The sequence below is a fragment of the Pseudomonas sp. PA-5-4B genome, assembly GCF_021606215.1.
Taxonomy (GTDB): Bacteria; Pseudomonadota; Gammaproteobacteria; order Pseudomonadales; family Pseudomonadaceae; genus Aquipseudomonas; species Aquipseudomonas edaphica.
Map to the genome: position 1 here is coordinate 1 of NZ_WKDB01000005.1, position 22,312 is coordinate 22,312.

Below are 22,312 nucleotides of genomic sequence, written 5' to 3' on the forward strand. Positions count from 1 at the left end.
GAGAAGTAGTGGGCGTCGTCGCGCCCGGTTAGATGGTATTTTGCTTGAGTGGATTGATCGGTTGAACACACCGGTGTTCACTCAACGCTACCCATCCGACCAACGAACCGAGCAAAAAAAACAATGAAACACCCCTCACTCGGGAGACAATTCAAAAGAATAGCGGCGTTGATATTAGTGCTTCTCGTCCTTGGGGCATGGATGTTTTACATGGGCTGGGCCTCTCGGGTTACCAGGCAAACCATCTTGATGGCATGGATTCCTGAATGGACGACCTATGTGGTATTCGGCGTTGTGACAGGCCTCTATTGTGCGTTCAGGCCCGAACGCAATCGCCCGCCCAACAGCACTAATATGTCTTCGACTAACAAGTTTTTAGGGGGCTTCAGCCTTGGATTCGTTTTCCTCCTGAATAGTTATGCCGTGTGCGTCTACCTGCTGCCTGGCGAAGTAATCCACTATAAATCCGTCTATGAAATCAGGTTTCCGGGACCGGCTTATGGGAAATATAGTCGTTGCGAGGCGGGCTTATGGATCAAGGATCTACACACTGAGCGCGATATCGAACTGTGCACAACCCGATCAGAACTTGACGATCAAATAAAACGCGGTATGACCGTTGCCTGGGTGACAGCGCGTACGAACACGCTAGGCACTTACATTATTAACCACACCTTTACCTACCCGTGAACCACGCCCTGTGCGGCGATGTTGCAATACTGCCCCTTGAAATACAGCAAGGGCTTCGCCGCAGCCGCTGCTCGCAGACTTAACGCCTTTACTTCACCAATCACGATCAGGTGGTCACCGGCGGCGTGTTCGGCGTGAATTTCGCAATCCAGCCAGTGCAGGCTGCCGGCAATGATCGGATTACCCAAAGGCGAGTGCTGCCATTGCACGCCGTGCCATTTGTCTGTGCCGCGGCGGGCGAATTGGTTGGAAATCCCGGCCTGCTCACCCGACAGGATATTGACCACGAATCGACCGGCCTGGCGAATCTTGGGGTAGCTGGCCGAATTGGACATTACGCTGAATGACACCAGCGGTGGGCTCATCGACACGCTGTAGAACGACTGACACGTGAAGCCGACCGGCTCGTCATCCAGGTGCGAGGTAATCACCGTAATACCGGACGCGTAGTGCCCGAGCGCTTCGCGAAAGCTCAGTGGCTCGACCGTCGTAGTGGGAAATGACATGGTAAATCCTGAACAGGGAGTGCAACTTGGTACACCCCTTCCAATGGTGGCTCAACGCGCGTTATTGAGCTCTCTTCGAACGATCTCTGCGCCTGCACTCAATGCATTCAACTTGCCGCTCGCCACGCGGCGAGGCAAGGGCGCCATGCCACAGTTGGTGCATGGATAAAGCTTGTCGGCATCAACAAACTGAAGGGCTTTACGCAGGGTATCGGCCACTTCCTCCGGCGTTTCAATGGCGTGGTTTGCCACATCAATGGCCCCAACCATGACTTTTTTACCGCGAATCAGCTCAATCAGGTCCAGGGGAACATGGGAGTTGTGACATTCCAGCGAAATGATATCGATGCTGGATTTCTGTAGCTTGGGGAAGGCTTCTTCATATTGCCGCCACTCCGACCCCAGGGTCTTTTTCCAGTCGGTGTTGGCCTTGATGCCATAGCCATAACAGATATGCACCGCCGTTTCGCATTTAAGGCCTTCAATGGCCCGTTCCAGGGTGGCGACGCCCCAGTCATTCACCTCGTCAAAGAACACGTTAAAGGCCGGTTCATCAAACTGAATAATGTCGACGCCCGCCGCTTCCAGTTCCCGGGCTTCTTCGTTGAGGATCTTGGCGAATTCCCACGCGAGTTTTTCGCGGCTCTTATAGTGGTTGTCATACAGCGTATCGATCATGGTCATGGGGCCTGGCAGCGCCCATTTGATCGGCTGGTTGGTTTGCTGGCGCAAGAACCTGGCGTCTTCGACAAACACCGGCTTTTGGCGCGCAACGGCGCCTACGACCGTCGGCACGCTCGCGTCATAGCGATCACGAATCCTGACGGTTTCACGCTTCTCGAAATCAACGCCGCTCAGGTGTTCGATAAACGTGGTGACAAAGTGTTGGCGGGTTTGCTCGCCATCACTGACGATATCAATCCCGGCGTTTTGCTGTTCTTGCAACGCCAAACGCAAGGCATCTTGCTTGCCTTCAATTAATTCGTCACCTTGCAACTTCCAGGGTGACCACAGCGTCTCGGGCTCAGCAAGCCAGGCCGGTTTTGGCAAGCTGCCAGCTGTAGAAGTGGGTAATAACTTTTTCATGACAGGCACAACCTTGTAAGTTTGATGAGTCAAGCGGCGTATTGCGCGGACCACTGTTCAAGCACAGCGTGATAGGGCTTGATGAAATTTTCCTCAACAAACCTGCCCTGCTCAATCGCCAGCCGACCACGTTCTTCTCGATCATAAACAATGCGTGTTAATGAATAATCCTGATGCTTCAAACTGGGTTGGTAGCGTTTTCCGGCGACAGAATTGGCATTGTAAATTTCAGGCCGGTAAATCTTTTGAAAGGTGTCCATCGTGCTAATGGTGCTGATAAGTTCAAGCGTCGTGTAATCACTCAGCACGTCACCGAAAAAATAAAATGCCAAGGGTGCAACACTGTTGGGCGGCATAAAATAGCGCACCTTCAAGCCCATCTTCTTGAAGTACTCATCGGTCAGCGAATACTCATCCTGCTGGTACTCAACGCCCAATACCGGGTGCTGGTTTTCAGTTCGCTGATAGGTCTTGGTATTCGAAACGCTCAAGCAGATGACAGGCAACTTCTTAAAGTGCTGCCTGTACGCCGCTGAATTCACAAAGCACTTGAACAGCTTGCCATGCAAGTCGCCAAAATTATCGGGCGTGCTGAATTCAGCCTGGCCTCTGTTGTGGCCCAACAACACCACGCTAAAGTCATAGTCGCGTACATATGAAGAAAAATTATTGCCGACGATGCCCTCAAGGCGCTCATTGGTTTTACGGTCCACAATCGTGGTTTTCAACACTTCAATCAGCGGAATGGCCTGCCCATTGCCTTCAACACCGATCTGCATTTGAGCCGAAACAATCTCGAGTTCGAGCGCATACCGATCACCGCTGGCGTTATCCCAATGGGCCAAGGCATTGAAGCGGTTATTAATCATCGTCAAGGTATTGCGCAAGTTTTCCTGACGACGCTCGCCCCTGGCCAAATTAGCAAAGTTAGTGGTGGTGCGCGTGTTTTCGGAGGGGCGATAGTGCTCGTCAAAACAAACACTCTTAATCGTAAATTCAAACGCGTTATCCATGACCACCTGACACCTTAAAATTTGAGACAGACTTGAGTTCACTGCTTGCCTTTTAGCAACACGCCGACGTTGGGCCCAAGTCTTTACAGTTTCAATAATTAAGGTGGAGTTTATGCTGGCTATAGAGCAAGAGATAATGAAACGATTTCACTAAACCTTTAGCCCTGTTCATGATGGATTGCCTCAAACCCAATGGGCCGAGCCGTGGGCTGTTCAGCCCGAGACGCGCGCAAATAAGATCGCCTTGAGTGATACTGCCAGGCTCTCTTCCCACTCTGTTTTGCGCAGCTCAAAGGACCATGGATAAACCCAAAGACGCCGGCTTTGCCTATCAGACGGTCTACCGTTACCTCGTCGAGTTGATCGACGCCAGCCCGTCGTCAGGCGAACGCAAACTGCCGTCCCTGCGCCAATTGGCCGAGCGCCTTGGCGTATCGGTGTCGACCACCAAGTACGCCTACGCCTTGCTTGAGGATGAAGGGCGGATCCACGCGCGGCCCAAACAGGGTTATTTCACAAGGGCCATGCCTGCACGGGTAACAACTGAAACCAACCTGCTCGACCAGGTGTTCGCCAATGCCCGCCAGCCGGGAATGCTCGCCTTGAGCAGCGATGCACCGGCCATGCTGTTGTCGCTGGAAAACCCGCTGCTGATGCTTGAGCGTGAACTGACCCGCCAGCACCCACGCTCGCTGGCGCCGCTTTACTTACCCTTCGGTGAGCCCGAGTTGCGCACCGCATTGGCCGAGCGCTACACCCAATCCGCCGACCGCTACTGGCAGGCCGACCAGGTGTATATCGGCGCGGACTTGCACAGCGTGCTGGATGCGGCACTTAATGCCCTGGACCTGTGCGGCACCGTGGCGCTGGTGGAGTCACCGTGTTCGTGGGCGATCCTGCGTCAGTTGCAAGCGGCGAAGATTCGCGTGATCGAAATGCCGCTCGATGCCCACGGGCGTTTCGACCTGGCGGCGCTGGAAGGCGTGCTGATGCGTGAGCCGATTCGCCTGGCGGTGCTGTCGTCGACGGTGAATATCCCCCAGGGCGGGGTGATGCCGGCACAGGACAAGCAGCAGATCTGCGGCTGGCTGGCGGCGCGGGATATCTGGCTGTTCGAAAACGACACTTACGGCGAGTTGTATTTCGAAGCGCCGCCGCCGCGTTATCGCGACTTCGCCGACCTGCAGAAGCTGCTGGTGTTTTCGACCTTCGATAAAGTCATCGGCTCGGAAGCGCCGTATGGCTATGTGGTGTGCCACGGGCACGCGCCGCAATTGCAGCGGGTGTTTCTGGAGCGTGGGTTTCGCCTGTCACCGATCCGGCAAAAGGCGATCGCCAAGCTGCTCACCTCCAAGCGTATCGACGCGCATTTAAAAGCGCTGCGGGCGCTGCTGCTGGAGCGCATGACCGGCATGAAAGCCTTGCTGGAGGAACATTGGCAGGTGATCGCGCCCCAAGGCGGCGCCAGCTTCTGGCTGCAAGCACCGCATGCGGTGGATATGCGTCAGGTATTTGAGCGCCTGCTGGCCCAACGCATCGTCATCGCCCCTGGCGAGCTGTTCAGCCAGCATGGCGCCTGGCCGCAACACCTGCGCCTAAGCTACACCCTCAACTGGAGCAAGGATATCGCCCAGGCCGTGAAGCGATTGGCCGAGGCGATCGATCAAAGCCCGTAGCAATGCCGCGCTTCAGGGAAACGGCCATGGCGCACATCGTCGGCAAACCGCTCGCAGGCATCGCGAATCACCGCGCCTACATCTGCGTACTGTTTGACGAAGCGCGGCAGGTGTTCGCCGCCCAGGCCCAACAGGTCTTCGGTCACCAACACTTGGCCATCGCAGGCCGGTGAAGCGCCAATGCCGATGGTGGGCATCTTTGAATCCAGGGTGATCTGCCGCGCGACGCCTTCGGCCACACCTTCGAGCAGCAGGCCGAAGGCGCCCGCCTCCAGGTTGGCACGGGCATCTGCGGCAATCACTGCAGCAGTTTCGGCGGTAAGCCCTTGTGCCTTGAAGCCGCCCATCACGTTGACGAACTGCGGCATCAGCCCCACATGGGCCATCACCGGAATGCCGCGCGCCACCAGAAACTCGACGGTGCCCGCCAACGCCACGTTGGCCTCCAGCTTCAGCGCATCGCAACCAGTGCGCGCCAGCACTTGGGCGCAGTTGCGAAACGCTTGCTCGTTGGATTCCTGATAACTGCCAAAGGGCATGTCGGCAATCACGCAGGCCAGGCGCGTGCTGTCGACCACGGCGCGGGTGTGGCCGATGATTTCTTCCAGCTGCATGCTCAAGGTCGAGGCCCGGCCGTAGCCGACCATCGCCGTGGAATCACCCACCAGAATGAAGTCGACCAGCGGGTCGATCAGCTTGGCGATGGCGCTGGAGTACGCGGTGAGGGAGACGATTTTCTGCTGGCCCTTCATGGCGACCAGTTGCGGGACGGTGAGGCGTTTGGTGCGGGTGTGGAGGCTCATCGGTGTTTTCCGTTTGTGCTGAATTCACGGCCCGATTATTGGTAAAACCCCAGGGTGTTCAATGCACAGATTGACGCTAAAAAGCGACCCAGGTTTTTAACCTGATATCATCCGGGCCTTCACCCATCAGGCACCGACACATGAACCGCCAGAAAAAACTCAAGCAGCTCTTCAAGGCTAAAGCCAAGAAGGCCAGCGCCAAACTGGCGCCGAAAAGCAAAGACAAGTACATCAGCAAGGCAGACCGCGCCAAACTCGAAGCCGAGGCCGATCAAGCCTCAACCAGCGGCGCCGACACGCCCGCTTGAAGGCGTCCCCACCTCATATTTGCTCCAGATACGCCGCAGGTGCCGGGCTGACCCAAAGCCTGCGCGCTCGGCGACGGTTTCCATGTCCAGGCTCGACGCCATGAGCAGTTCACGGGCCACGGTGATACGCAGCGTGTGCAGGTAATCCAGCGGGCTGATGCCAACGTGTTCGTGGAACAGCCGCGCCAGGTGTCGGCTGCTGGTGCACGCCAGTTCGGCCATGCGTGTGACGGTCCAGGCTTCACAGGGCGCCGCGGTGATGGCGTCCTGCACTCGGTGCACGGCCGGGTGCAGGTGGTTGCGACCGGTGATCCAGGCTGAGAGCTGCGGGTCGGCGCCGCTGCGGCGCATGTACACCACCATGTCGCGCGCCACGCTGCAGGCCAGGCGTGGCCCGGCCAACTCGGCGAGCAGGTGCAGCATCAGGTCGATGCCCGCCGTGACACCGGCGCTGCAACTGACCGGGCCGTCCGTGACATACAGCCGGTTTTCCAGCACGCGGGCCTTGGGCGCCAGGGCCTGCAATGCCTCACACAGCGCGTGGTGGGTGGTGCACTGGCGGCCATCGAGCAACCCCGCGCGGGCGGCACTTAATGCGCCGGCGCACACGCAAACCAGCCGCTGGCCCGACGCTGCAAACACGCTTTGCAGCCATTGGGTCAAAGTGTCGCTGGCCGACTCGAACGCCTGCTGCTGCGCCTTGCTCACCTTTGACGTGGAGCCGACCAACACCACCAGCGTGCCGGGCGCCAGGCTTGGCGGCAGGGGCGCCAAGCCGGCCAGCGGCAAGCCAATCGAGGTTTGCAGGGACGGCACCGGGCTGACGTACTGCAAGTCGAAGTCGAGAGCCGCAGGGTCCTCGCTCTGCGCGGCCAGGCGCAGCACCTCGGCGGGGCCGGCCAAGTCCAGCATCAGCACATTGGGCAACAGCACGAACAGCACCGGCACGCTCACGGGTTCAACGCTCCAGCGCCTGGGCGACGGTGACGATGCGCGCAAAGCGCTCTTCCAGCACCAGTTCGGTACGCTCACGAATCTCGGCGGCGCTGTATTCGCGGCCACTGCGTGCGTGGGCCATCGGGAAGGTCAGGGTCGCCTCGCTGACAAAATCCACCGCAAAACCGCTGTCCGACGCCTGCCGGGTGGTGGTTTCGCAGCACTGTTCGGTGCGGATGCCACTGATGATCAGCGCGCTCACGCCCATCTCCGTAAGCCGTGCAGCCAACGGCGTGCCGGCGAAGGCGCTGTGAAAGCGCTTGTGGATGATCAGGTCGGGGTTGATCGACAACTCGCTCAAGGTTTTGACATTGCCCGATGCCATCGAAAAGTGCCCTTGGTCTTCAACATGGAAGACTTGTATCACCGGGATGCCCTGTTGAACACACCCATCGATCAGCGCTTGCTGTTTTTCCAGGAACAACGGCAGGTCATTTTCGGACCAGTAAGCAGAATGACGGAACGAATGCTGCACATCGATAACGATAAGGGCTTTGCGGCTCATGACAGGTCCTTGTGGCTTGCATCACAGTGGTTGATGCAGCCATGGTAAGCACCCGCGCCGATGAGCGACAGGCAGGTGCCGGACCACTTCAGGACCGATTCAGACATACCGGCTCAGCGGCGAAAATCACCCTGGGACGTTTGCGCACGATGAGCAATTACTTGGCGAACAGCTGGCTCATGTCCTTGAACGCCTTGAACTCCAGGGCGTTGCCGCACGGGTCGAACAGGAACATGGTGGCCTGCTCGCCCACCTCACCCTTGAAGCGGATGTAGGGTTCGATCACAAACTGGGTTTCCCGCGCGCGCAGCCGATCGGCCAAGGCTTCCCACTGGTCCCATTGCAGGATGATGCCGAAATGCGGCACCGGCACAGCGTGGCCGTCCACCGGATTGGAGTGCACCGATTCCTGGGATTGCGTCTTGGGGTGCTCGTGAATCACCAGTTGGTGGCCGTAGAAATCGAAGTCGACCCATTGCGCACTGGAGCGACCTTCCGAAAGGCCAAACACATCGCCGTAGAAGTGACGCGCGGCGGCCAGGTCGTAGACGGGAATCGCTAGGTGAAAGGGAGAAAGGCTCACGGTGGCTACCTGCAGGTTCTGTTTGGTTAGAACCCGATTCTTCACCAGAAAGCCCCACGGATAAAGCGGATATCCTTCGCCCTGAGCCTCAATAATTTCGATGCTCGCGCCCTACTTCGGCGCATCCAGCACTTCGATGACGCACGCCCTGAATAATTCGAAGAGCGGCAATTGGCGCTGGGTGTACTTGGTCAGCAGCACGATTTCACGGTAGAACGTGAGCTTGCCCAATCGCAAAACCCGCACGTCACTGCCGTGTTCCAGCCACAGGCCGGCCAGGGGCACCAGCGACACGCCGAGGCCGCTGCGTACCATCTTGACGATGGCGTCCAGCTCGTCGAGTTCCAGCGCTTGCCGGGTCTGGATCTTGTGTTCCTTGAGAAACTGCGTGACCTGGCGCCCGCCGAACGAGCCACGGTCATACCGCACGAAGGGTTGCTCGCGCAGGATCTGCAGCGGGTCGTCGCCCTGCACGTCCTTGGCGGTAATCAGCACAAAGGGTTCGCGGGCGATCACTTCGATATTCAGGTCTTTGGGCAGGTTGAACGGCGGGTGGATCATGATCGCCAGGTCCAGCTCACCGGCATCCACCTGGCTGAGCAGGTTGAGCGAAACGCCGGGCACCAGGCTGACCTCGATAAACGGCGCGCGGCGTTTAAGCGTGACCAGCGCCTGGGGCAGGAGGCCGGTTTGCACACTGCCGATGGCGCCGATGCGCAGCGAGCCGTGAAAGTTGTTGGCGCTGTCGGGCGCGCCCATGCGCGAGAAAATATCGAGGATCTCCTCCGCCAGCGGCACCGCGCGCTGCCCGGCCGCATTGAGCGTGGCGGAGCGACCGGTGCGGTCGAACAGCTTGACGCCCAGGGCGTCCTCGAGGTGTTTGATCTGCGCACTCACCGCCGATTGCGTCAGCCCCACCTGCTGCCCGGCGGCGGCAAAGGTGCCACGGCGGGCAGCGCTTACGAAGGTTCTCAGTTCTCTGATCATGGGCCTGCCTTGTAGGTCGTTGGGCTTCAGCAACCGCTCAAGGCCACCTGCGGTCGCTCGCCTGCGAAGAAGAACGGCCGCAGGCGCACACCGACGCTGTTACCGATAAACGCTGCCACCAACCACACCCAGCCATGCAGGCTGCCGGAGGCGATGCCGCTGAAGTACGCGCCGATGTTGCAGCCGTAAGCCAGGCGCGAGCCATAGCCCAGCAGCAAACCACCGATCACTGCGGCCACCAGCGAGCGTGCCGGGATTTTCAGGCTTGGGGCAAAACGCCCGGCCAGGCCCGCGGCCAACAGCGCGCCGAGGACGATGCCGATGTCCATCACGCTGGTGATGTCTTCCCACACGGGCGCTGCCAGGGCTTTGGCATTGCCCGGCATTTGCCAGAACGCCCAACTGGCCACGTCCACACCCAAGCCGCTGGCCACTTTGGCGCCCCACAGCGCGAACGCCGAGGTAATGCCCCATGGCCGCCCGGCCAGCGCCAGCGTCGCATAGTTAAGCAGCGCCAAACCGATTGCACCCCACACCAACGGCCAAGGCCCGCGCAGGAAGCGGCGCAGGCCGATATGCTCGCTGCTCACGCCGGGTTCAAGCTGGCCGTGACGGCCCTTCTCCAAACGCACGGTGACCAGCGCGATGACCGCGAACATGGCCAGGCTCAGAATCATGGCCGGCAACACGCCGAAGCTCTTGACGATGGACACCGCCGGGAACGCCGGCAACGCGAACCACCAATCCACATGGTGCGTGGCAATCAACGAACCACAGATAAAAAACAGCAGCGTCACCAGCATGCGCGCATTGCCGCCGCCCACGGTGAACAGCGTGCCGGACGCGCACCCGCCGCCCAACTGCATGCCGATACCAAAGATAAACGCCCCGAACACCACCGACACCCCAGCCGGTGCCACCAGCCCGACCACCGGCTGCCCGAACAACGTGCCCGCGCCCAATGCCGGGAAGAACAGCAACACCGCCACCGCCAGCATGACCATCTGTGCGCGCAAACCGGCGCCGCGTCGATCATTGATAAATACGCGCCAGGCCGACGTGAATCCGAAAGCGGCGTGGTACAGGGTCAAGCCCAATGCGGCGCCGACCACCAGCAACAGCACCTGGCGCGAGCCGACGCTGTTTTGCAGGAATACAGCACCCGCCACCAGGATGATAAAAGCCGCCAACGGCGCGATAGGCTTGCGCGCGGGGATCAGGGAAAGGGAGGTGCTCATGGGCTTTCTCGGATTTGATCGGGGGGGGAAGATTGGCGGTGAGTATAAACCCTGACAGGGTCGGCCTTTGCAGGAATTCAGACGGCCAGGCAATGCCTGCGAAGGTGGCAACGTTTAGTTTCGCCGGGTGTATTGCTTGAACAAAAAACCTACAGTAACCTCCGCCAAGGCAGCCACCAATGGGTGGCAGGAATGGATTCTGGCCCGCTGTCCGGTGGGCTCTGACAAGGAAGTTAAAGCATGCACACGGCTATCAGTCCGACCATCTATACGCTCGGCCCCGAGGGTACCAATTGCGCCACCGCCGCGCAGTGGTGGCTTGATTCTCGTGAAGCGCGCAATGGCACGCAGCGAATTGTTCTGCATGAGACGCTTGAGCAAGCCTTTGATGAGTTGTCCGGAAAACAGGACGGCTATCTTTTAAGCTGCGCCGCGTACCCCGATTTGCATACGCTGATTTTTACCCGCCTGGGCGATATGGAGCTGTGCGACAGCTTCATCATGCCGACCCACTCCATGGTGCTTGCGAGCCGTACCAGCGCCGACCAGATAAAGAGTGTGGCAACCCATCCCGCGCCCCAATCCCTGGTGGCAAGCCACTACCGCAAAGTGTTCGCCAACAGCAATGCCGATGCCGCCGTGCTGTGCAGCACTGGCCAGGCAGATGCGTGCGTGACCACCGTGGTCGCGGCAGACCTGCATGAGCTGAACATCATTGAGGATTTCGGCCAGGTGCCGATGGCCTTTCTGGTCCATTCGCTGAAGCGAGCCGACCATGCAAAAGCCTGATCCGCTGTCGACCCTGGTCAATATCGTCGATGAAGTGCGTGCCCGCCAGGAACTGGATGGCAGCATCAAGGCGCCGAACGTAGCCGACCATGCCCTCATCAACCGCTTGATCACCGAGCTCGACCGGCACGCCGCAATCATCGACGGGCTATCTGCGCCGCTGTTGACGGCGACCCTGGAAGACCTGGGCAACTGGCTGAAGAATGGCCTGGATCAACGGCCTCTATTCGATAAAACTCTCGCCAGTTTCAACACCCCTGCACCCGGCGACGCCTTGTTTCTACTGGCCCCCATGCGCGCGACCAACGGCCCTGACCCCGAAGGCTTTCGGCTGGAGCTGGTCACCGGCTACCGCAGTGAAACCCCTTACCTGGCAAAGGCCGCGCAGTACACCGAGCAGTACGTGGCACCGTTTCAATGCATCAAGCTTGGAGCGGCCTCGAAGGGGTTCCTGCAAGGCAATTGCATAGTGCTGTTTCCAGAGTCCGTGGCGACGGCAGCCAAGGTCGATAAACAAACCTTCGCGCTGTTCTTCTTCAGCAAGTTTCTGCGTATCTACAACGAACAGACACTCGTCGAGGCAGACCGTCTGTTCGGGCGCCAAAGCCCGTTCCTGTTCGGCCAATTGAGCAGCCGCCAGATGTCTGAGCCAGACATGTACGACGCGCGTTGCCTGTGGGGTTATTACCATGACTATGCGCACCACACCGGGCCACGCCCGTTGGACAAAAACCTGTACATAAAGCTGAACTGGTTTACCGGCCTGCTGGAAGAAACCAAGTGTGACCTGATTACGGTGCGCCTGGTGCTGGAACACCGTCCGGACTTTTGGCGTGAAATCGCCGAGTTCATTCTGCTCGAGCGCATGTTCCGCTACCCCAAGGGCTCGGACCAACACATGACGTTCGATGCCGGCACCGGGATTTTGCTCTTTGAGATGCTGATCAATGCCAAGGCATTGGTCGAAACCGAGCACGGCCACCTCAGCTTTGACAGCGAGCGTCTTGACCAAAAGCTTGTGTCGATGATTGCCGATATCGAGGCCCTCGAAGCACTCGACGACGAGGCCTACCTGGCGGGTGCCAAAGCCTATGTTCAGCAACATCTGGGCACACCGCAAACCCCACTGGCACGTTTCAATTTCCCGGCCACGCACTACGCACGCCGCGTGCTGGCCGAGTGCCCCCAATGAATGCATTGAAGGTCCGTCTGCTGCTGTTCACCGTGGCCATTCTCGCGTTGTTCTCGATCAGTTGGCTGCTGTCGAAAAACCTGCTCGGTAGCATTTCGGTGATGCATGCCGTTGGGCTCAGGCTGTGGGCCACAACCGCCGCCTTATGGTTGATCGTGGCGTTCGGCACGCGACCGCCGCTGGCATCCAAGCCGCTGCTCGCAAGAATGCCGGGGTTTTTCATCCTGTCGATCCTGGGGTTCTCGCTCTATTTTGTCTGCAGCTTCGGCGCCTTGAAAACGCTGAAAGCCAGCGACCTGACCATGGTCCTGGCGACGATCCCGGGCATTACCTACTTGCTGGGCCTGCTGACACGCAGCCTGGGGTTTTCCTGGCTCAAACTGGCGGGTGTGGTGATCGTCAGTGTCGCGGCGCTGGCGTTCAATACCCACACCGGTGACGTTAGCGCAGTCAGCCCGTCTGGCATTGCGCTGGCCCTGGTCGCGGCGCTTTCCTACGCCGTTTATGGCCTGCTGTCCAAGCGCTACCTCAAGGATTTGCCACTGATCAACTCGCTGGCCTGGGTCACACTGATCGCCGCGGCGTGCTTTGTGCCGCTGTTCATTCTCGACCCCGCGCCCTTGTTGCGCCTGAACCTTGAGGATGCGCTCAAAGTGCTGATCCTGGGGGCTGCCTGCTCGGCGCCGGTGTATGTGTTGTACCAGAAGGTTTTGGCCGAGGGCGGCGTGCTGTATGCCAATGCGATTGGCTTGCTGGCACCGTTCGCCGTGGTCACCGGTGAGTGGTTGATCGGCTCCGGCACGACCTTGGGTGCAGTAAAAATCGTCGCGATGATTGCGGTCATGGTGGGGATCACCCTGTTATTCATGGATGCATCAGGCGCCTCGGGCTGGACGTTCAAGCGTCGTGCCCCAAACCAACCGGTTAGTGAGGAAATACAATGAAAAAGCTGGCGTTGGTTTGCCACCGCAGTGCCAAGTTGTCCTTTGTATTTGAGGCCGCAGAAGCGGCAGGTATTGAACTGGTACTGATTTACGACACGACCGAGAGCGCCCCCGCGCACTTGCCGGCAGTCACGTCGACCTGGCAGCTGCCGGTTTTCGACGAGCCGCAGGTGGCGTTGGAAGCGTTCGCGGCCGGCGTGCAAGAGAGAGGGATTGGCGGGGTGATGACGGTTCGCGAAGAAGCGATCATCTGGACGTCACTGGCGGCGCAAAAAATCGGTACACCTGGCATCGATCCGCATGTGGCCGCGCTGGCCCGCAACAAGTACCTGATGCGCCAGGCCTTTGCCGAGGCAGGCTTGAGGTCGCCGGGCTTTTGCTACATCGATAACCCGCACGACCTGTCGCAAACCCGCGCCCTGGGGTTGCCACTGGTGATCAAGCCGCTCTCCGGCTGGTCGAGCACCGGTGTGATGCTGGCCAAAACGGCCGAAGAGCTTCCCGCCCTCGTCAACGCGGTCTGGGAGGTCCAGAGCAAGGACCTGGCTCGTTTCTATGACCAGGACAAAGCCGCAGGCCTGGTTGTTGAACAGTATTTGCCGGGTAAAGAATTCGTTGTGGAGTGCTTTGTCGATATCGAAGGGGTGCATGTCCTGGCAGTGGGCGACAAGGGCCAACCCGAAGGGCCCTGGTTTGAAGAAACGATCTACCGCCAGCGTCGAGATATCGACGCCCCCTTGATCATGGCCCTGTGTGAGACCGCGCGCGCCGGGGTCAAGGCACTGGGCATTACCATGGGAGCCGCCCATGTGGAGCTGCGCCTGGATGCCAACCAGCAAGCGTATGTGATTGAAATCGGCGCACGCATAGGGGGCTCGGGGGTCTCGCACTTTGTGGTGGAACAGAGCACCGGCGTGTCGTTCGCCGCACTGTGCATGAAGGCCGCCCTGGGTTTGCCCACCCCGGCACTGCCCGATGTGCTGCCGGCCGCCAGAGTGGCAGCAAACTACATCATTCCTCTGCGCGGCGATGGCCGTTTCAACGGTTTCAGCGGGCTGGAAAAGGTCGCGGAGCACCCTGAAACCGCCCGGATCGTGACTTTTTTCGAGGCAGGGCATCTTTCACCACCCCCTCCCGCGTTTGGCGGCTACCCAGGGTTCATCTTCTCGGTACATGCCTCGGATGAGGCGGCGAGCGCTTACCACCAATGGCTTGATGCTTCCTTGAGCATCAACTGGAACCAATAAATACCACCCGTAGCCGGGTTCGGGAGTCGTGATATGGAACATCCGCAACTGGATTGGAATAACCTGGGTTTCAGCTACAGGAAAACCGACCTTCGTTACATCGCACATTGGCGTGACGGTCAGTGGCAGGAAGGTGCACTGACCGAAGATAACCAACTGCATATCAGCGAAGGCTCAACCGCGTTGCATTATGGCCAGCAGTGTTTTGAGGGGATGAAGGCCTACCGTTGCAAGGATGATTCGATCAACCTGTTTCGCCCCGATCAGAATGCTGCCCGTATGCAGCGCAGTTGCTCACGGCTGCTGATGCCGCCCGTCTCGACCGCGCAATTCATTGATGCCTGCAAGCAGGTGATCAAGGCCAACGAACGCTTCCTGCCGCCCTACGGAACAGGCAGCTCGCTGTATCTACGACCTTTCGTCATCGGTGTGGGCGATAACATCGGTGTGCGTACCGCGCCGGAGTTTATCTTCTGCGTGTTTTGCATCCCGGTCGGCGCGTTGTTCAAAGGCGTGTTGCAACCGAGCAACTTCATCATTTCGGACTACGACCGCGCCGCCCCCAATGGCACCGGCGCCGCCAAGGTCGGCGGAAACTACGCGGCCAGCCTGCTACCCGGTACCGAGGCACGGCAGGCGGGTTTTGCCGACTGCATTTACCTCGACCCGCTGACCCATAAAAAAATCGAAGAAGTCGGCTCGGCGAATTTCTTTGCCATCACCCATGACAACACCTTTGTGACCCCGCGTTCGCCTTCAGTATTGCCTGGCATCACCCGCGCCTCGTTGATCGAGCTTGCGCAAAGCCGTCTGGGGCTCAAGGCGGTGGAAGAGGATGTGTATATCGACAACCTGGCGGCGTACAAGGAAGCCGGCGCGTGCGGCACCGCGGCGGTTATCACACCGATTGGCGGTATCCGCTACAACGATCACCTGCATGTATTCCACAGTGAACATGAAGCCGGCCCGATGACCCAACGTTTGTTCAATGAGTTGACGGGCATCCAGAACGGCGACGTTGAAGCACCGGCAGGCTGGATCGAAAAAGTCTAAAGCCCTGAGGCGCTCGCTGTGCCGACACCCCGTGGGTGTCAGTACAGCGGGCCGATCAAGCGTCAGTCAGACCGGCCGAAAGGGCTCATGTCCGCCCCACTGAACCGGTAACCGGCAAGTTGCCGAGCAACTTGAGCCCGGTGCTTTTCACAAAGGTGTCGTAGTCCATCGGCTTCTGGATACGGGTTCCGGCGTTGGGCAGCACATAGGCCCAGGCACGTTTGGACGAAGCGTCGTACACCAGCTTGAACAGGCGTGTCGGCACCCACACCTTGTTGTCGCCGATGGTGCTGTAGCCGGCATCAAACAACGGGCCGGTGAACACAAACACATTACCGCCTGCACGTACCGCGAACTTGCGCACGTCGGCCTCGACCTTGCTCCAGATCTTGCGGTTATTGGTGGGGTCTTGCGGCACCATGTTCGACAAGGCGAAGGACTGCGCCATGGCATTTGCACTTGGCGCATCGGCGGCTGGGGACTGGTGGCCGCGGTCCACCGCCGGGTGCTGGCTGCGGTAGTCGCTCAGCTCGGCGCGGGCACCTTTGGGAATGCGCGGATCGGGATAAAACTGGTTGGTGCGCTCTTCACCCTTGGCGTCTTTCAACTGTGCGGCGTTCAAACGCTCGACCACCACCAAAGGCGTCTTGCTGGTTTGCGAGTAGAGCACCGCAAAGTGATCCGAACACAGCGCCATGGGTTTCATCGAGGCGGGTACGGTGGCCGTGTTGATCGGCGTGGCGCCAGGAAACAGGTCCGCGCAGCCGTCGAAGGAGAGCTGTTTTTCTTGACGGGAATAGAGACCAAGGGCCGCGCTTTGGCTGATGGAGCTTGAGCGCGAAGTGTGTTCATGGGCCGGTGGTTTGATCAGGTCCAGCAGGCTGCGGGCCTGCGCGCCGGGCGAGAGCAGAACACACGCCGACAGGCCGACTGCAATAATGCGTAAGTGCATGTTTTATATCTTAAAGTGAGGAGCCTAATGGACCCTCACTTTAACCTTTAGTGCGACGCCTGACGGATCGAATTCCAGGCCGCCTGAGCCAGGCTCCCCACCTCGTTAAAGCACGCCAGCGCTTCACGCAGGATGCTGCGCCTGCCGGGGAAGCAACTTGCCGAACTGGCAGGCGGCACCATGACCGTGAAGCTCGCTTAGCACCTAGTGCCCTGCCACCGCAGGCCCATCGGCTGACCGCCGTCCCGGTTTGAAGCCATGGGCATGCGCCGTGCAGGCAATCACCAACGCTACCAGCAGCAACAGCGTCATTGCCCATGGAAATGAGGCGGCGCCCCACGTTTCCAGCAACACGCCACCGACCACGCCGCTGGCCGCAATGGCGCTGTTCCACGCCACCACGTTCAGCGACAGCGCCACATCGGCGCCCTCTCCAGCTGCATCGGCCAACGCGGTTTGCAGCAGTGTCGCGGCCCCCCCAAAGCTCAGGCCCCACACGGCCACGCCAAGGTAGATCACCTGCGGCACGCTGCCCAAAAAGCCGAACACCAGGGTTACTGCTGCAAACGTCACCAGGCTTACCAGCACCGTCTTGCGCAACAACGGCTCGACCAGCTTGGCCGTCAACCAGATCCCCACCAACGCGGCAATGCCGAACACCAGCAAGACTAAATCCACACGCTCAGCCAAGCCTGCACGCGCCACAAACGGGGCAATGTAGGTGTACAAAATGTTGTGCGCCAACATCCAACTGATCACCACCGCCAGCACCGGCCGCACGCCGGGCGTGGTCAGCACTTGGCCCAGGGACAGCCGCTGGTGCGCAGGCTGCGGTGGATAGTCCGGGACTTTCACCAGCACCCACACGATCAGCAGCAGCGTCAGCGCCGACATCAGGCCGAACGTCGTACGCCAGCCCACCAGGCCGCCCAGCCAAGTGCCCAGCGGCACACCCAGCGACAACGCAATCGGCGTACCCACCATGGCCAGTGCCAGCGCCCGACCCTGTTGATGCGGCGCAACCATGCGCCGGGCATAACCGGCCAGCAGGCTCCAGGCCAGCCCTGCCGCCACGCCGGCAAAGAACCGCGCCACCAGGGTTACGCCGTACTGGGACGACAGCGCGGTGATGGAGTTAAACAGCAGAAAGCCGACGATAGTCAGCAGCAACACGTTGCGCCGCCGCCAACCACGGGTGGCTATGGTCATGGGAATCACCGCCAGCACCGACCCCAGCGCGTAGGCCGTGACCATCTGCCCGGCCATCGACGGCGAAATCGCCAGGCCGTCGCTGATCAGCGGCAACAGCCCGGCGGGCAGGGTTTCGGTGACGATGCAGATAAAGCCGGTCATGGCCAGGGCGAGCAAGGCGCCAATGGGCAGCCGGTCGGAAGCCGCGGATAAGCTGAGTGAGGGTGTCATGGGAGACTCCTTGAGATGACTTAGATACTGATCGATATAAATGTTGCGTGCACACAGCTCGTTGTCAACGACTTATGTATCGACTAGTATTTATCTCGCTTACCCAGAGGATTCCCCACATGGCACAAATGGGCCGCCCGCGTAATTTCGACCGAGACCAGGCCGTGGAACAGGCCATGCACCTGTTTTGGCAGCACGGTTACGACGCCACCTCCCTCGCCCAGCTCAAGGCCGGGTTGGGTGGCGGTATCTCCGCGCCGAGTTTTTACGCCGCATTCGGCTCCAAAGAAGCGCTGTTCGATGAATGCGTGCAGCGTTATCTGGCCACCTACGCCCAGGTCACCGAATGCCTGTGGGATGAGGCTTTGCCCCCGCGTAAGGCCATCGAAACCGCGCTGCGCCAGTCAGCACGCATGCAGTGTGAAGACGGGCACCCCAAAGGCTGCATGGTGGCGCTGGGCGTGATGAGCGCACCCAGCCCGGAGAACGCGCGGGTCGCGGACGCGCTGACGCAATCGCGCGTGCGCACCCGGGCCGGGATTGTGGCCTGCATTGAGCGCGGGATACGTCTTGGGCAATTGCCGGGCACCACGCAGGCAGCGTCGATGGCGACGGTATTTGACAGTTTCTTGCAGGGCGTTTCGATTCTGGCGCGCGATAACGTGCCGCATGTGGCTATCGACGCGGCGATCACTCAACTCCTGCTGACATGGGATGTTGCAGCCTCAACCGTCGCACCGCGCACCCACTTCAATCACGCCTGAACCGGCCCGTTATCGGCCCAGCCGATGCACACCCGCGAATTATCGATTTGAGCCTTTGTTGAAGCGCCCCGACTATGGGGCCACTTCCAACAACAAAAACAAAGGACTCGCCATGACTGCCCGATTTCACAACCCAGTAGACACGCGTTTCGGCTGCGGCAGCCTGCTCGAGCTTGCCGACATCACCCAAGGCCAGACCGTGGCGCTGGTGACCTTTCCCGAAGCGCGTGGGCTGGGCCTGGTGGAACGCATCCAGGACCTGCTCGGCGACCGCCTGGTGTACCTCATCGAAGACGTGCAGCCCAACCCCGACGTGGCGCAACTGCGCGATACCTATGAACGTTTCTGGCAGGTAGCCGGCGACTGTGATGCGGTGATTGCCGTGGGCGGCGGCAGCGCCATCGACACGGCCAAAGCGCTGATTGTGGGCACCGAGTCCGGCCGTTTCGATGAGTTGCTGGCGTTGCTGGCCACGGGCAAACCCTTTGTGCCTGCGCGCAGCAAAATCCTGATTGCCGCGCCCACCACGGCGGGAACCGGCAGTGAAGTCACGCCTTGGGCCACCATTTGGGACTCGGCGAGCCTGAAAAAGTACTCGCTGCACCTGGCGTGTACCTGGCCGAAGGTGGCGATCATCGACCCACAATTGATGCTCACCGTGCCCGCCGGCGTCACCGTCTCCACCGGGCTGGACGCCTTGTCCCATGCGTTGGAAGCGGTATGGAACATCAATGCCAACCCCATCTCGGACACGTTCGCCATTTCGGCCATCGAAGACATCCTCGAATGCCTGCCGTTGCTGCGGCGTGACCTGGCCAATCAGGAACTGCGCTCGCGCATGGCGTTGGCGGCCCTTAAAGCCGGGTTGGCGTTCTCCAACACCAAGACCGCCCTCGCCCATTCCATCTCCTACGAAATGACCCTGCACCACGGCCTGCCGCATGGCATTGCCTGCTCGTTCACGCTGCCGCTGGTGCTGGGCCTGGCCTGGGGTCGCAACGCAGCGCGTGACCGAACCCTTCAGCGGATTTTCGGCAGCGACTTGCAGCACGCCCAACACAGGCTGCGCGACTTTCTGCACAGCCTTGAGGTGAAGACGGAGTTTGCCGACTACGGTGTAACAGCCTCCCAGGCCGAAGCCATGATCAACTTCGCCCTGCAGGGCGCACGCGGCAAAAACTTCATCGGTGCCCACGCCGCCTGAAGCCAGCCGTTTACCCCTGTAGCGACGATTTCCTGCCGCACCCTCGCAAGAGTGCGCCCACCGACACCACTCGGTGGGAACCAACAATAAAAAGGAAAAGATCATGAACCGTGCCCAAGCCTTGCCTGGCCTTACCGTGAAAACCGCCTCGTTTCGAGTCGCCCAATGGCGAATGCTGCTGGCAGCGATGTTCTGCTACCTGTTTTTCTACACTGGCCGGCAAACCTTCGGTTTTGCCATCCCCGGCATCCAGGCCGAGTTCGGCTTGACCAAGGAAACCCTCGGCTGGGCCTCTGCGGCCATGCTGTGGGCCTACGCTATCGGCCAGGCCATCAACGGCAACCTTGCCGATAAGTTTGGCGGGCGGCGCATCATGACCCTCGGCGCGGTGCTGTCGTGCGCCGCCAACTGGGTGACCAGCTTTGCCGGCGGTTTTGCCAGCCTGATCCTGCCCTGGGGCCTCAATGGCTATTTTCAGGCCCTGGGCTGGGCGCCCGGCAGCCGGCTGATCTCCAACTGGTGGAGCGCGGGCGAGCGCGGCAAGGTCTACGGCTTTTATGTCTTCGCCGCCGGTTGCGCCTCGATCCTGTCCTACGTCACATCGATTATCGTGCTTGAAGTGCTGCAACTGGAATGGCGCTGGATCTTCCGCTTGCCGGTGCTGCTGATGCTCGCTGGCGGCATCATCTTTTACCTGGTGGCCCGCGAACGCCCACAGGACATGGGTTTCGAAGCCCTTGCCGATACCGGCGTGGCCAATGCCGAAGACAAGAACCATGAGGTGGCGCACGGCGCCGTCGAAAGCTCGTTACAGCGCTACAAGGCGGTGCTGAAAAATGCCCGCCTGATCATCGCAGCCGTGTCCCTGGGGTTTCAGAACGCTGCGCGCTACGGCTTGATCGTGTGGGTGCCGGTGCACTTCCTGGGCGCCAACTGGAAAAGCGGCGACAGCCTGGTCGACCCCAAGTGGATCACCGTTGCCTTGCCCGTTGGCATGGCCATCGGCGCCTTGAGCAATGGCTGGGTGTCGGACAAGCTGTTCGGCTCAAAACGCTACCTGGCGATCATGCTGTACATGGTCCTCGGTGCCGCCACCAGCCTGTGGATGTGGAGCCTGCCGCCGCATAGCGCCATCGGCCTGGTCGCGTTGTTTCTGTGTGGCTTTTTCGTCTATGGCCCGGCGTCGAGTTTCTGGGCACTGTGCCCGGACCTGGTCGGCGCCAAGCGCGCCGGGACCGCGACCGGTGTGATGAATTTCTCGTCCTACCTGTTTGCCGGGCTGGCGGAACCGCTGATCGGCAGTATGCTCGACAGTACCGGCAATACGTCGCTGATCTTTCTGGTGGTGACGACTGCCTGCCTGAGCAGCGCGGTGGTCGCACTGTTCATCAGACGCTGAGCCAGCCACAGGACCTTTGCATGTACCAGTACCACAAGTGGCTGCGCTCCTTTCATGCGGTGGCGAAGACCGGCAGTTTCACCCTTGCCGCCGAGTTCCTGAGTGTTGGGCAGCCGACCGTCAGCGAACAGGTGAATGCCCTGGAAAGGAAGTTCTCCGTTGAGTTGTTCCACCGGCGCGGGCGTTTTGTCGAAATGAGCGCCGCGGGCCACCAGCTGTATGCGATCACCCAGGGCCTGTTCGGGCAAGAGGATGAAGCCGTGCAATTGCTGCAGAGTTTCAAGCAACGCAAGCTCGGCATGTTACGCCTGGGGGCGGTGTCGCCGCCGATTGCGATGAACCTGACGTACGAGCTGATGCAACGTCACCCGGATATCGAGCTGGAAACCTCCTTCTCACCCGAAAAGGAAACCCTGGACCGGCTGTTCAATTTTGATATCGATGTGGCGATCCTGGCGCTGTCCGAATTCGACCAGCGCTTCGACACGCAGCTTTACCACCGTTACCCGATCATTGCCGTGGTGCGCAACGACCATCCTTGGGCCAGCCAGAAGGAGGTGCATGTGGAGCAGATCAGTCAGGAGAAATGGGTGATGCGTGAAAAAAGCTCGCGCACCCGCCAACTGGTGGAGGAAAGCTGCACACGCCTGGGTGTCTCGCTTAATTGTGTGATGCAACTCAACAGCCGCGAAGCCATCGTGCATGCGATCGCCAAGGGTATCGGTATCGGTTTTGTATCGGCGGTCGAATACGCCGAAACGCCCGGTACGACCCCGATTACCTTTGTAAATCACCCGTTTTCCATCGACTACCACCTGTGTTGCTTGGGCATTCGACGCAATCGACCCATGATCGCCGAACTGTTCGACTCAAGCCCCACACCGACCACCTGAATACCCCACACGCTTGACCCTTGAACTGGCCGCCTACCTCTCGCACGCGAAAGGGACGGCCT

General features: G+C 59.9%; 22 protein-coding genes. 11 read left to right on the forward strand and 11 right to left on the reverse strand.

All coding sequences use genetic code 11. The annotated features are described in order from the left end of the window. Positions 1–680: 680 nt before the first annotated feature. The 3 genes from GIW28_RS04140 to GIW28_RS04150 are packed head-to-tail and all read right to left on the reverse strand — an operon-like array spanning position 681 to position 3,295. The gene (locus GIW28_RS04140; protein WP_017136981.1) at positions 681–1,196 is read right to left on the reverse strand and encodes a flavin reductase family protein; all 516 of its coding nucleotides are present in this window, start codon (positions 1,194–1,196) and stop codon (positions 681–683) included. Between the two features lie 51 nt (positions 1,197–1,247). Continuing rightward, positions 1,248–2,282 (reverse strand): methionine synthase, encoded by a 1,035-nt coding sequence (locus GIW28_RS04145; RefSeq protein ID WP_236446983.1) that lies wholly within the window; start codon positions 2,280–2,282, stop codon positions 1,248–1,250. A 29-nt stretch (positions 2,283–2,311) separates the two neighbouring features. Next, a complete protein-coding gene (locus GIW28_RS04150) occupies positions 2,312–3,295 on the reverse strand; it encodes a DUF1852 domain-containing protein (RefSeq protein ID WP_236446960.1) in 984 nt (327 codons plus the stop codon). Between the two features lie 299 nt (positions 3,296–3,594). On the opposite strand from GIW28_RS04150, the gene GIW28_RS04155 reads away from it, so the two are divergent. After that, complete coding sequence (locus GIW28_RS04155; RefSeq protein WP_236446962.1) at positions 3,595–4,971, forward strand: aminotransferase-like domain-containing protein; 1,377 nt, start codon at positions 3,595–3,597, stop codon at positions 4,969–4,971. Here GIW28_RS04155 and panB read toward each other — a convergent pair. After that, positions 4,959–5,774, reverse strand: coding sequence for a 3-methyl-2-oxobutanoate hydroxymethyltransferase (panB, locus tag GIW28_RS04160; RefSeq protein WP_099548954.1), 816 nt, complete (start codon positions 5,772–5,774; stop codon positions 4,959–4,961). The two genes, GIW28_RS04155 and panB, sit on opposite strands and share 13 nt — an antisense overlap. A gap of 140 nt (positions 5,775–5,914) precedes the next feature. Here panB and GIW28_RS04165 point away from each other — a divergent pair, with 140 nt between their 5' ends. Continuing rightward, positions 5,915–6,082, forward strand: coding sequence for a DUF2986 domain-containing protein (locus GIW28_RS04165; RefSeq protein WP_017136986.1), 168 nt, complete (start codon positions 5,915–5,917; stop codon positions 6,080–6,082). Here GIW28_RS04165 and GIW28_RS04170 read toward each other — a convergent pair. The 5 genes from GIW28_RS04170 to GIW28_RS04190 form a co-directional block, all read right to left on the reverse strand. Further along, complete coding sequence (locus tag GIW28_RS04170; protein ID WP_017136987.1) at positions 6,053–7,036, reverse strand: GlxA family transcriptional regulator; 984 nt, start codon at positions 7,034–7,036, stop codon at positions 6,053–6,055. The two genes, GIW28_RS04165 and GIW28_RS04170, sit on opposite strands and share 30 nt — an antisense overlap. Before the next feature lie 4 nt (positions 7,037–7,040). Beyond that, the gene (locus GIW28_RS04175; protein WP_099548952.1) at positions 7,041–7,583 is read right to left on the reverse strand and encodes a cysteine hydrolase family protein; all 543 of its coding nucleotides are present in this window, start codon (positions 7,581–7,583) and stop codon (positions 7,041–7,043) included. A gap of 157 nt (positions 7,584–7,740) precedes the next feature. Continuing rightward, the gene (locus GIW28_RS04180; protein WP_236446964.1) at positions 7,741–8,166 is read right to left on the reverse strand and encodes a VOC family protein; all 426 of its coding nucleotides are present in this window, start codon (positions 8,164–8,166) and stop codon (positions 7,741–7,743) included. A gap of 111 nt (positions 8,167–8,277) precedes the next feature. Beyond that, entirely contained in the window at positions 8,278–9,153 is an 876-nt protein-coding gene (locus tag GIW28_RS04185) for a LysR family transcriptional regulator (protein WP_177034770.1), read from the reverse strand. 26 nt (positions 9,154–9,179) lie between these two features. Then, entirely contained in the window at positions 9,180–10,391 is a 1,212-nt protein-coding gene (locus GIW28_RS04190; RefSeq protein WP_236446967.1) for a YeeE/YedE family protein, read from the reverse strand. 240 nt (positions 10,392–10,631) lie between these two features. Here GIW28_RS04190 and GIW28_RS04195 point away from each other — a divergent pair, with 240 nt between their 5' ends. From GIW28_RS04195 to GIW28_RS04215, 5 genes are read left to right on the forward strand one after another with little or no spacing between them, the layout of a single operon-like run. Beyond that, positions 10,632–11,180 (forward strand): hypothetical protein, encoded by a 549-nt coding sequence (locus GIW28_RS04195; RefSeq protein WP_017136993.1) that lies wholly within the window; start codon positions 10,632–10,634, stop codon positions 11,178–11,180. Beyond that, positions 11,167–12,372, forward strand: coding sequence for a DUF6421 family protein (locus tag GIW28_RS04200; RefSeq protein ID WP_236446969.1), 1,206 nt, complete (start codon positions 11,167–11,169; stop codon positions 12,370–12,372). Before GIW28_RS04195 ends, GIW28_RS04200 begins: the two co-directional genes overlap by 14 nt. Next, positions 12,369–13,316 carry a DMT family transporter gene (locus GIW28_RS04205; protein ID WP_017136995.1) on the forward strand — a complete coding sequence of 316 codons (948 nt, stop codon included), beginning with the start codon at positions 12,369–12,371 and terminating at the stop codon, positions 13,314–13,316. The genes GIW28_RS04200 and GIW28_RS04205 overlap by 4 nt, the downstream gene beginning before the upstream one ends. Continuing rightward, the gene (locus GIW28_RS04210) at positions 13,313–14,563 is read left to right on the forward strand and encodes an ATP-grasp domain-containing protein (RefSeq protein ID WP_236446972.1); all 1,251 of its coding nucleotides are present in this window, start codon (positions 13,313–13,315) and stop codon (positions 14,561–14,563) included. The genes GIW28_RS04205 and GIW28_RS04210 overlap by 4 nt, the downstream gene beginning before the upstream one ends. A 33-nt stretch (positions 14,564–14,596) precedes the next feature. After that, the gene (locus GIW28_RS04215) at positions 14,597–15,616 is read left to right on the forward strand and encodes a branched-chain amino acid aminotransferase (RefSeq protein WP_236446974.1); all 1,020 of its coding nucleotides are present in this window, start codon (positions 14,597–14,599) and stop codon (positions 15,614–15,616) included. A gap of 85 nt (positions 15,617–15,701) precedes the next feature. Here GIW28_RS04215 and GIW28_RS04220 read toward each other — a convergent pair whose 3' ends face one another. Together GIW28_RS04220 and GIW28_RS04225 are read right to left on the reverse strand one after the other, a co-directional pair. Then, positions 15,702–16,568: a DNA/RNA non-specific endonuclease gene (locus GIW28_RS04220; protein ID WP_236446976.1), complete on the reverse strand. Its 867-nt coding sequence runs from the start codon at positions 16,566–16,568 to the stop codon at positions 15,702–15,704. 204 nt (positions 16,569–16,772) lie between these two features. Continuing rightward, positions 16,773–17,990 carry an MFS transporter gene (locus GIW28_RS04225; protein ID WP_099548947.1) on the reverse strand — a complete coding sequence of 406 codons (1,218 nt, stop codon included), beginning with the start codon at positions 17,988–17,990 and terminating at the stop codon, positions 16,773–16,775. 119 nt (positions 17,991–18,109) lie between these two features. On the opposite strand from GIW28_RS04225, the gene GIW28_RS04230 reads away from it, so the two are divergent. From GIW28_RS04230 to GIW28_RS04245, 4 genes are all read left to right on the forward strand, one after another. Continuing rightward, positions 18,110–18,754 (forward strand): TetR/AcrR family transcriptional regulator, encoded by a 645-nt coding sequence (locus GIW28_RS04230; protein ID WP_017137000.1) that lies wholly within the window; start codon positions 18,110–18,112, stop codon positions 18,752–18,754. A gap of 112 nt (positions 18,755–18,866) precedes the next feature. Beyond that, positions 18,867–19,958 carry an iron-containing alcohol dehydrogenase PsrA gene (gene psrA / locus GIW28_RS04235; protein ID WP_026013707.1) on the forward strand — a complete coding sequence of 364 codons (1,092 nt, stop codon included), beginning with the start codon at positions 18,867–18,869 and terminating at the stop codon, positions 19,956–19,958. A gap of 103 nt (positions 19,959–20,061) precedes the next feature. Continuing rightward, positions 20,062–21,357, forward strand: a complete 1,296-nt coding sequence (locus tag GIW28_RS04240) for an MFS transporter (protein ID WP_017137002.1) — start codon at positions 20,062–20,064, stop codon at positions 21,355–21,357. Between the two features lie 20 nt (positions 21,358–21,377). After that, on the forward strand, positions 21,378–22,250 hold the full coding sequence (locus GIW28_RS04245) for a LysR substrate-binding domain-containing protein (protein WP_017137003.1): 873 nt from the start codon (positions 21,378–21,380) through the stop codon (positions 22,248–22,250). Positions 22,251–22,312: the final 62 nt, after the last annotated feature.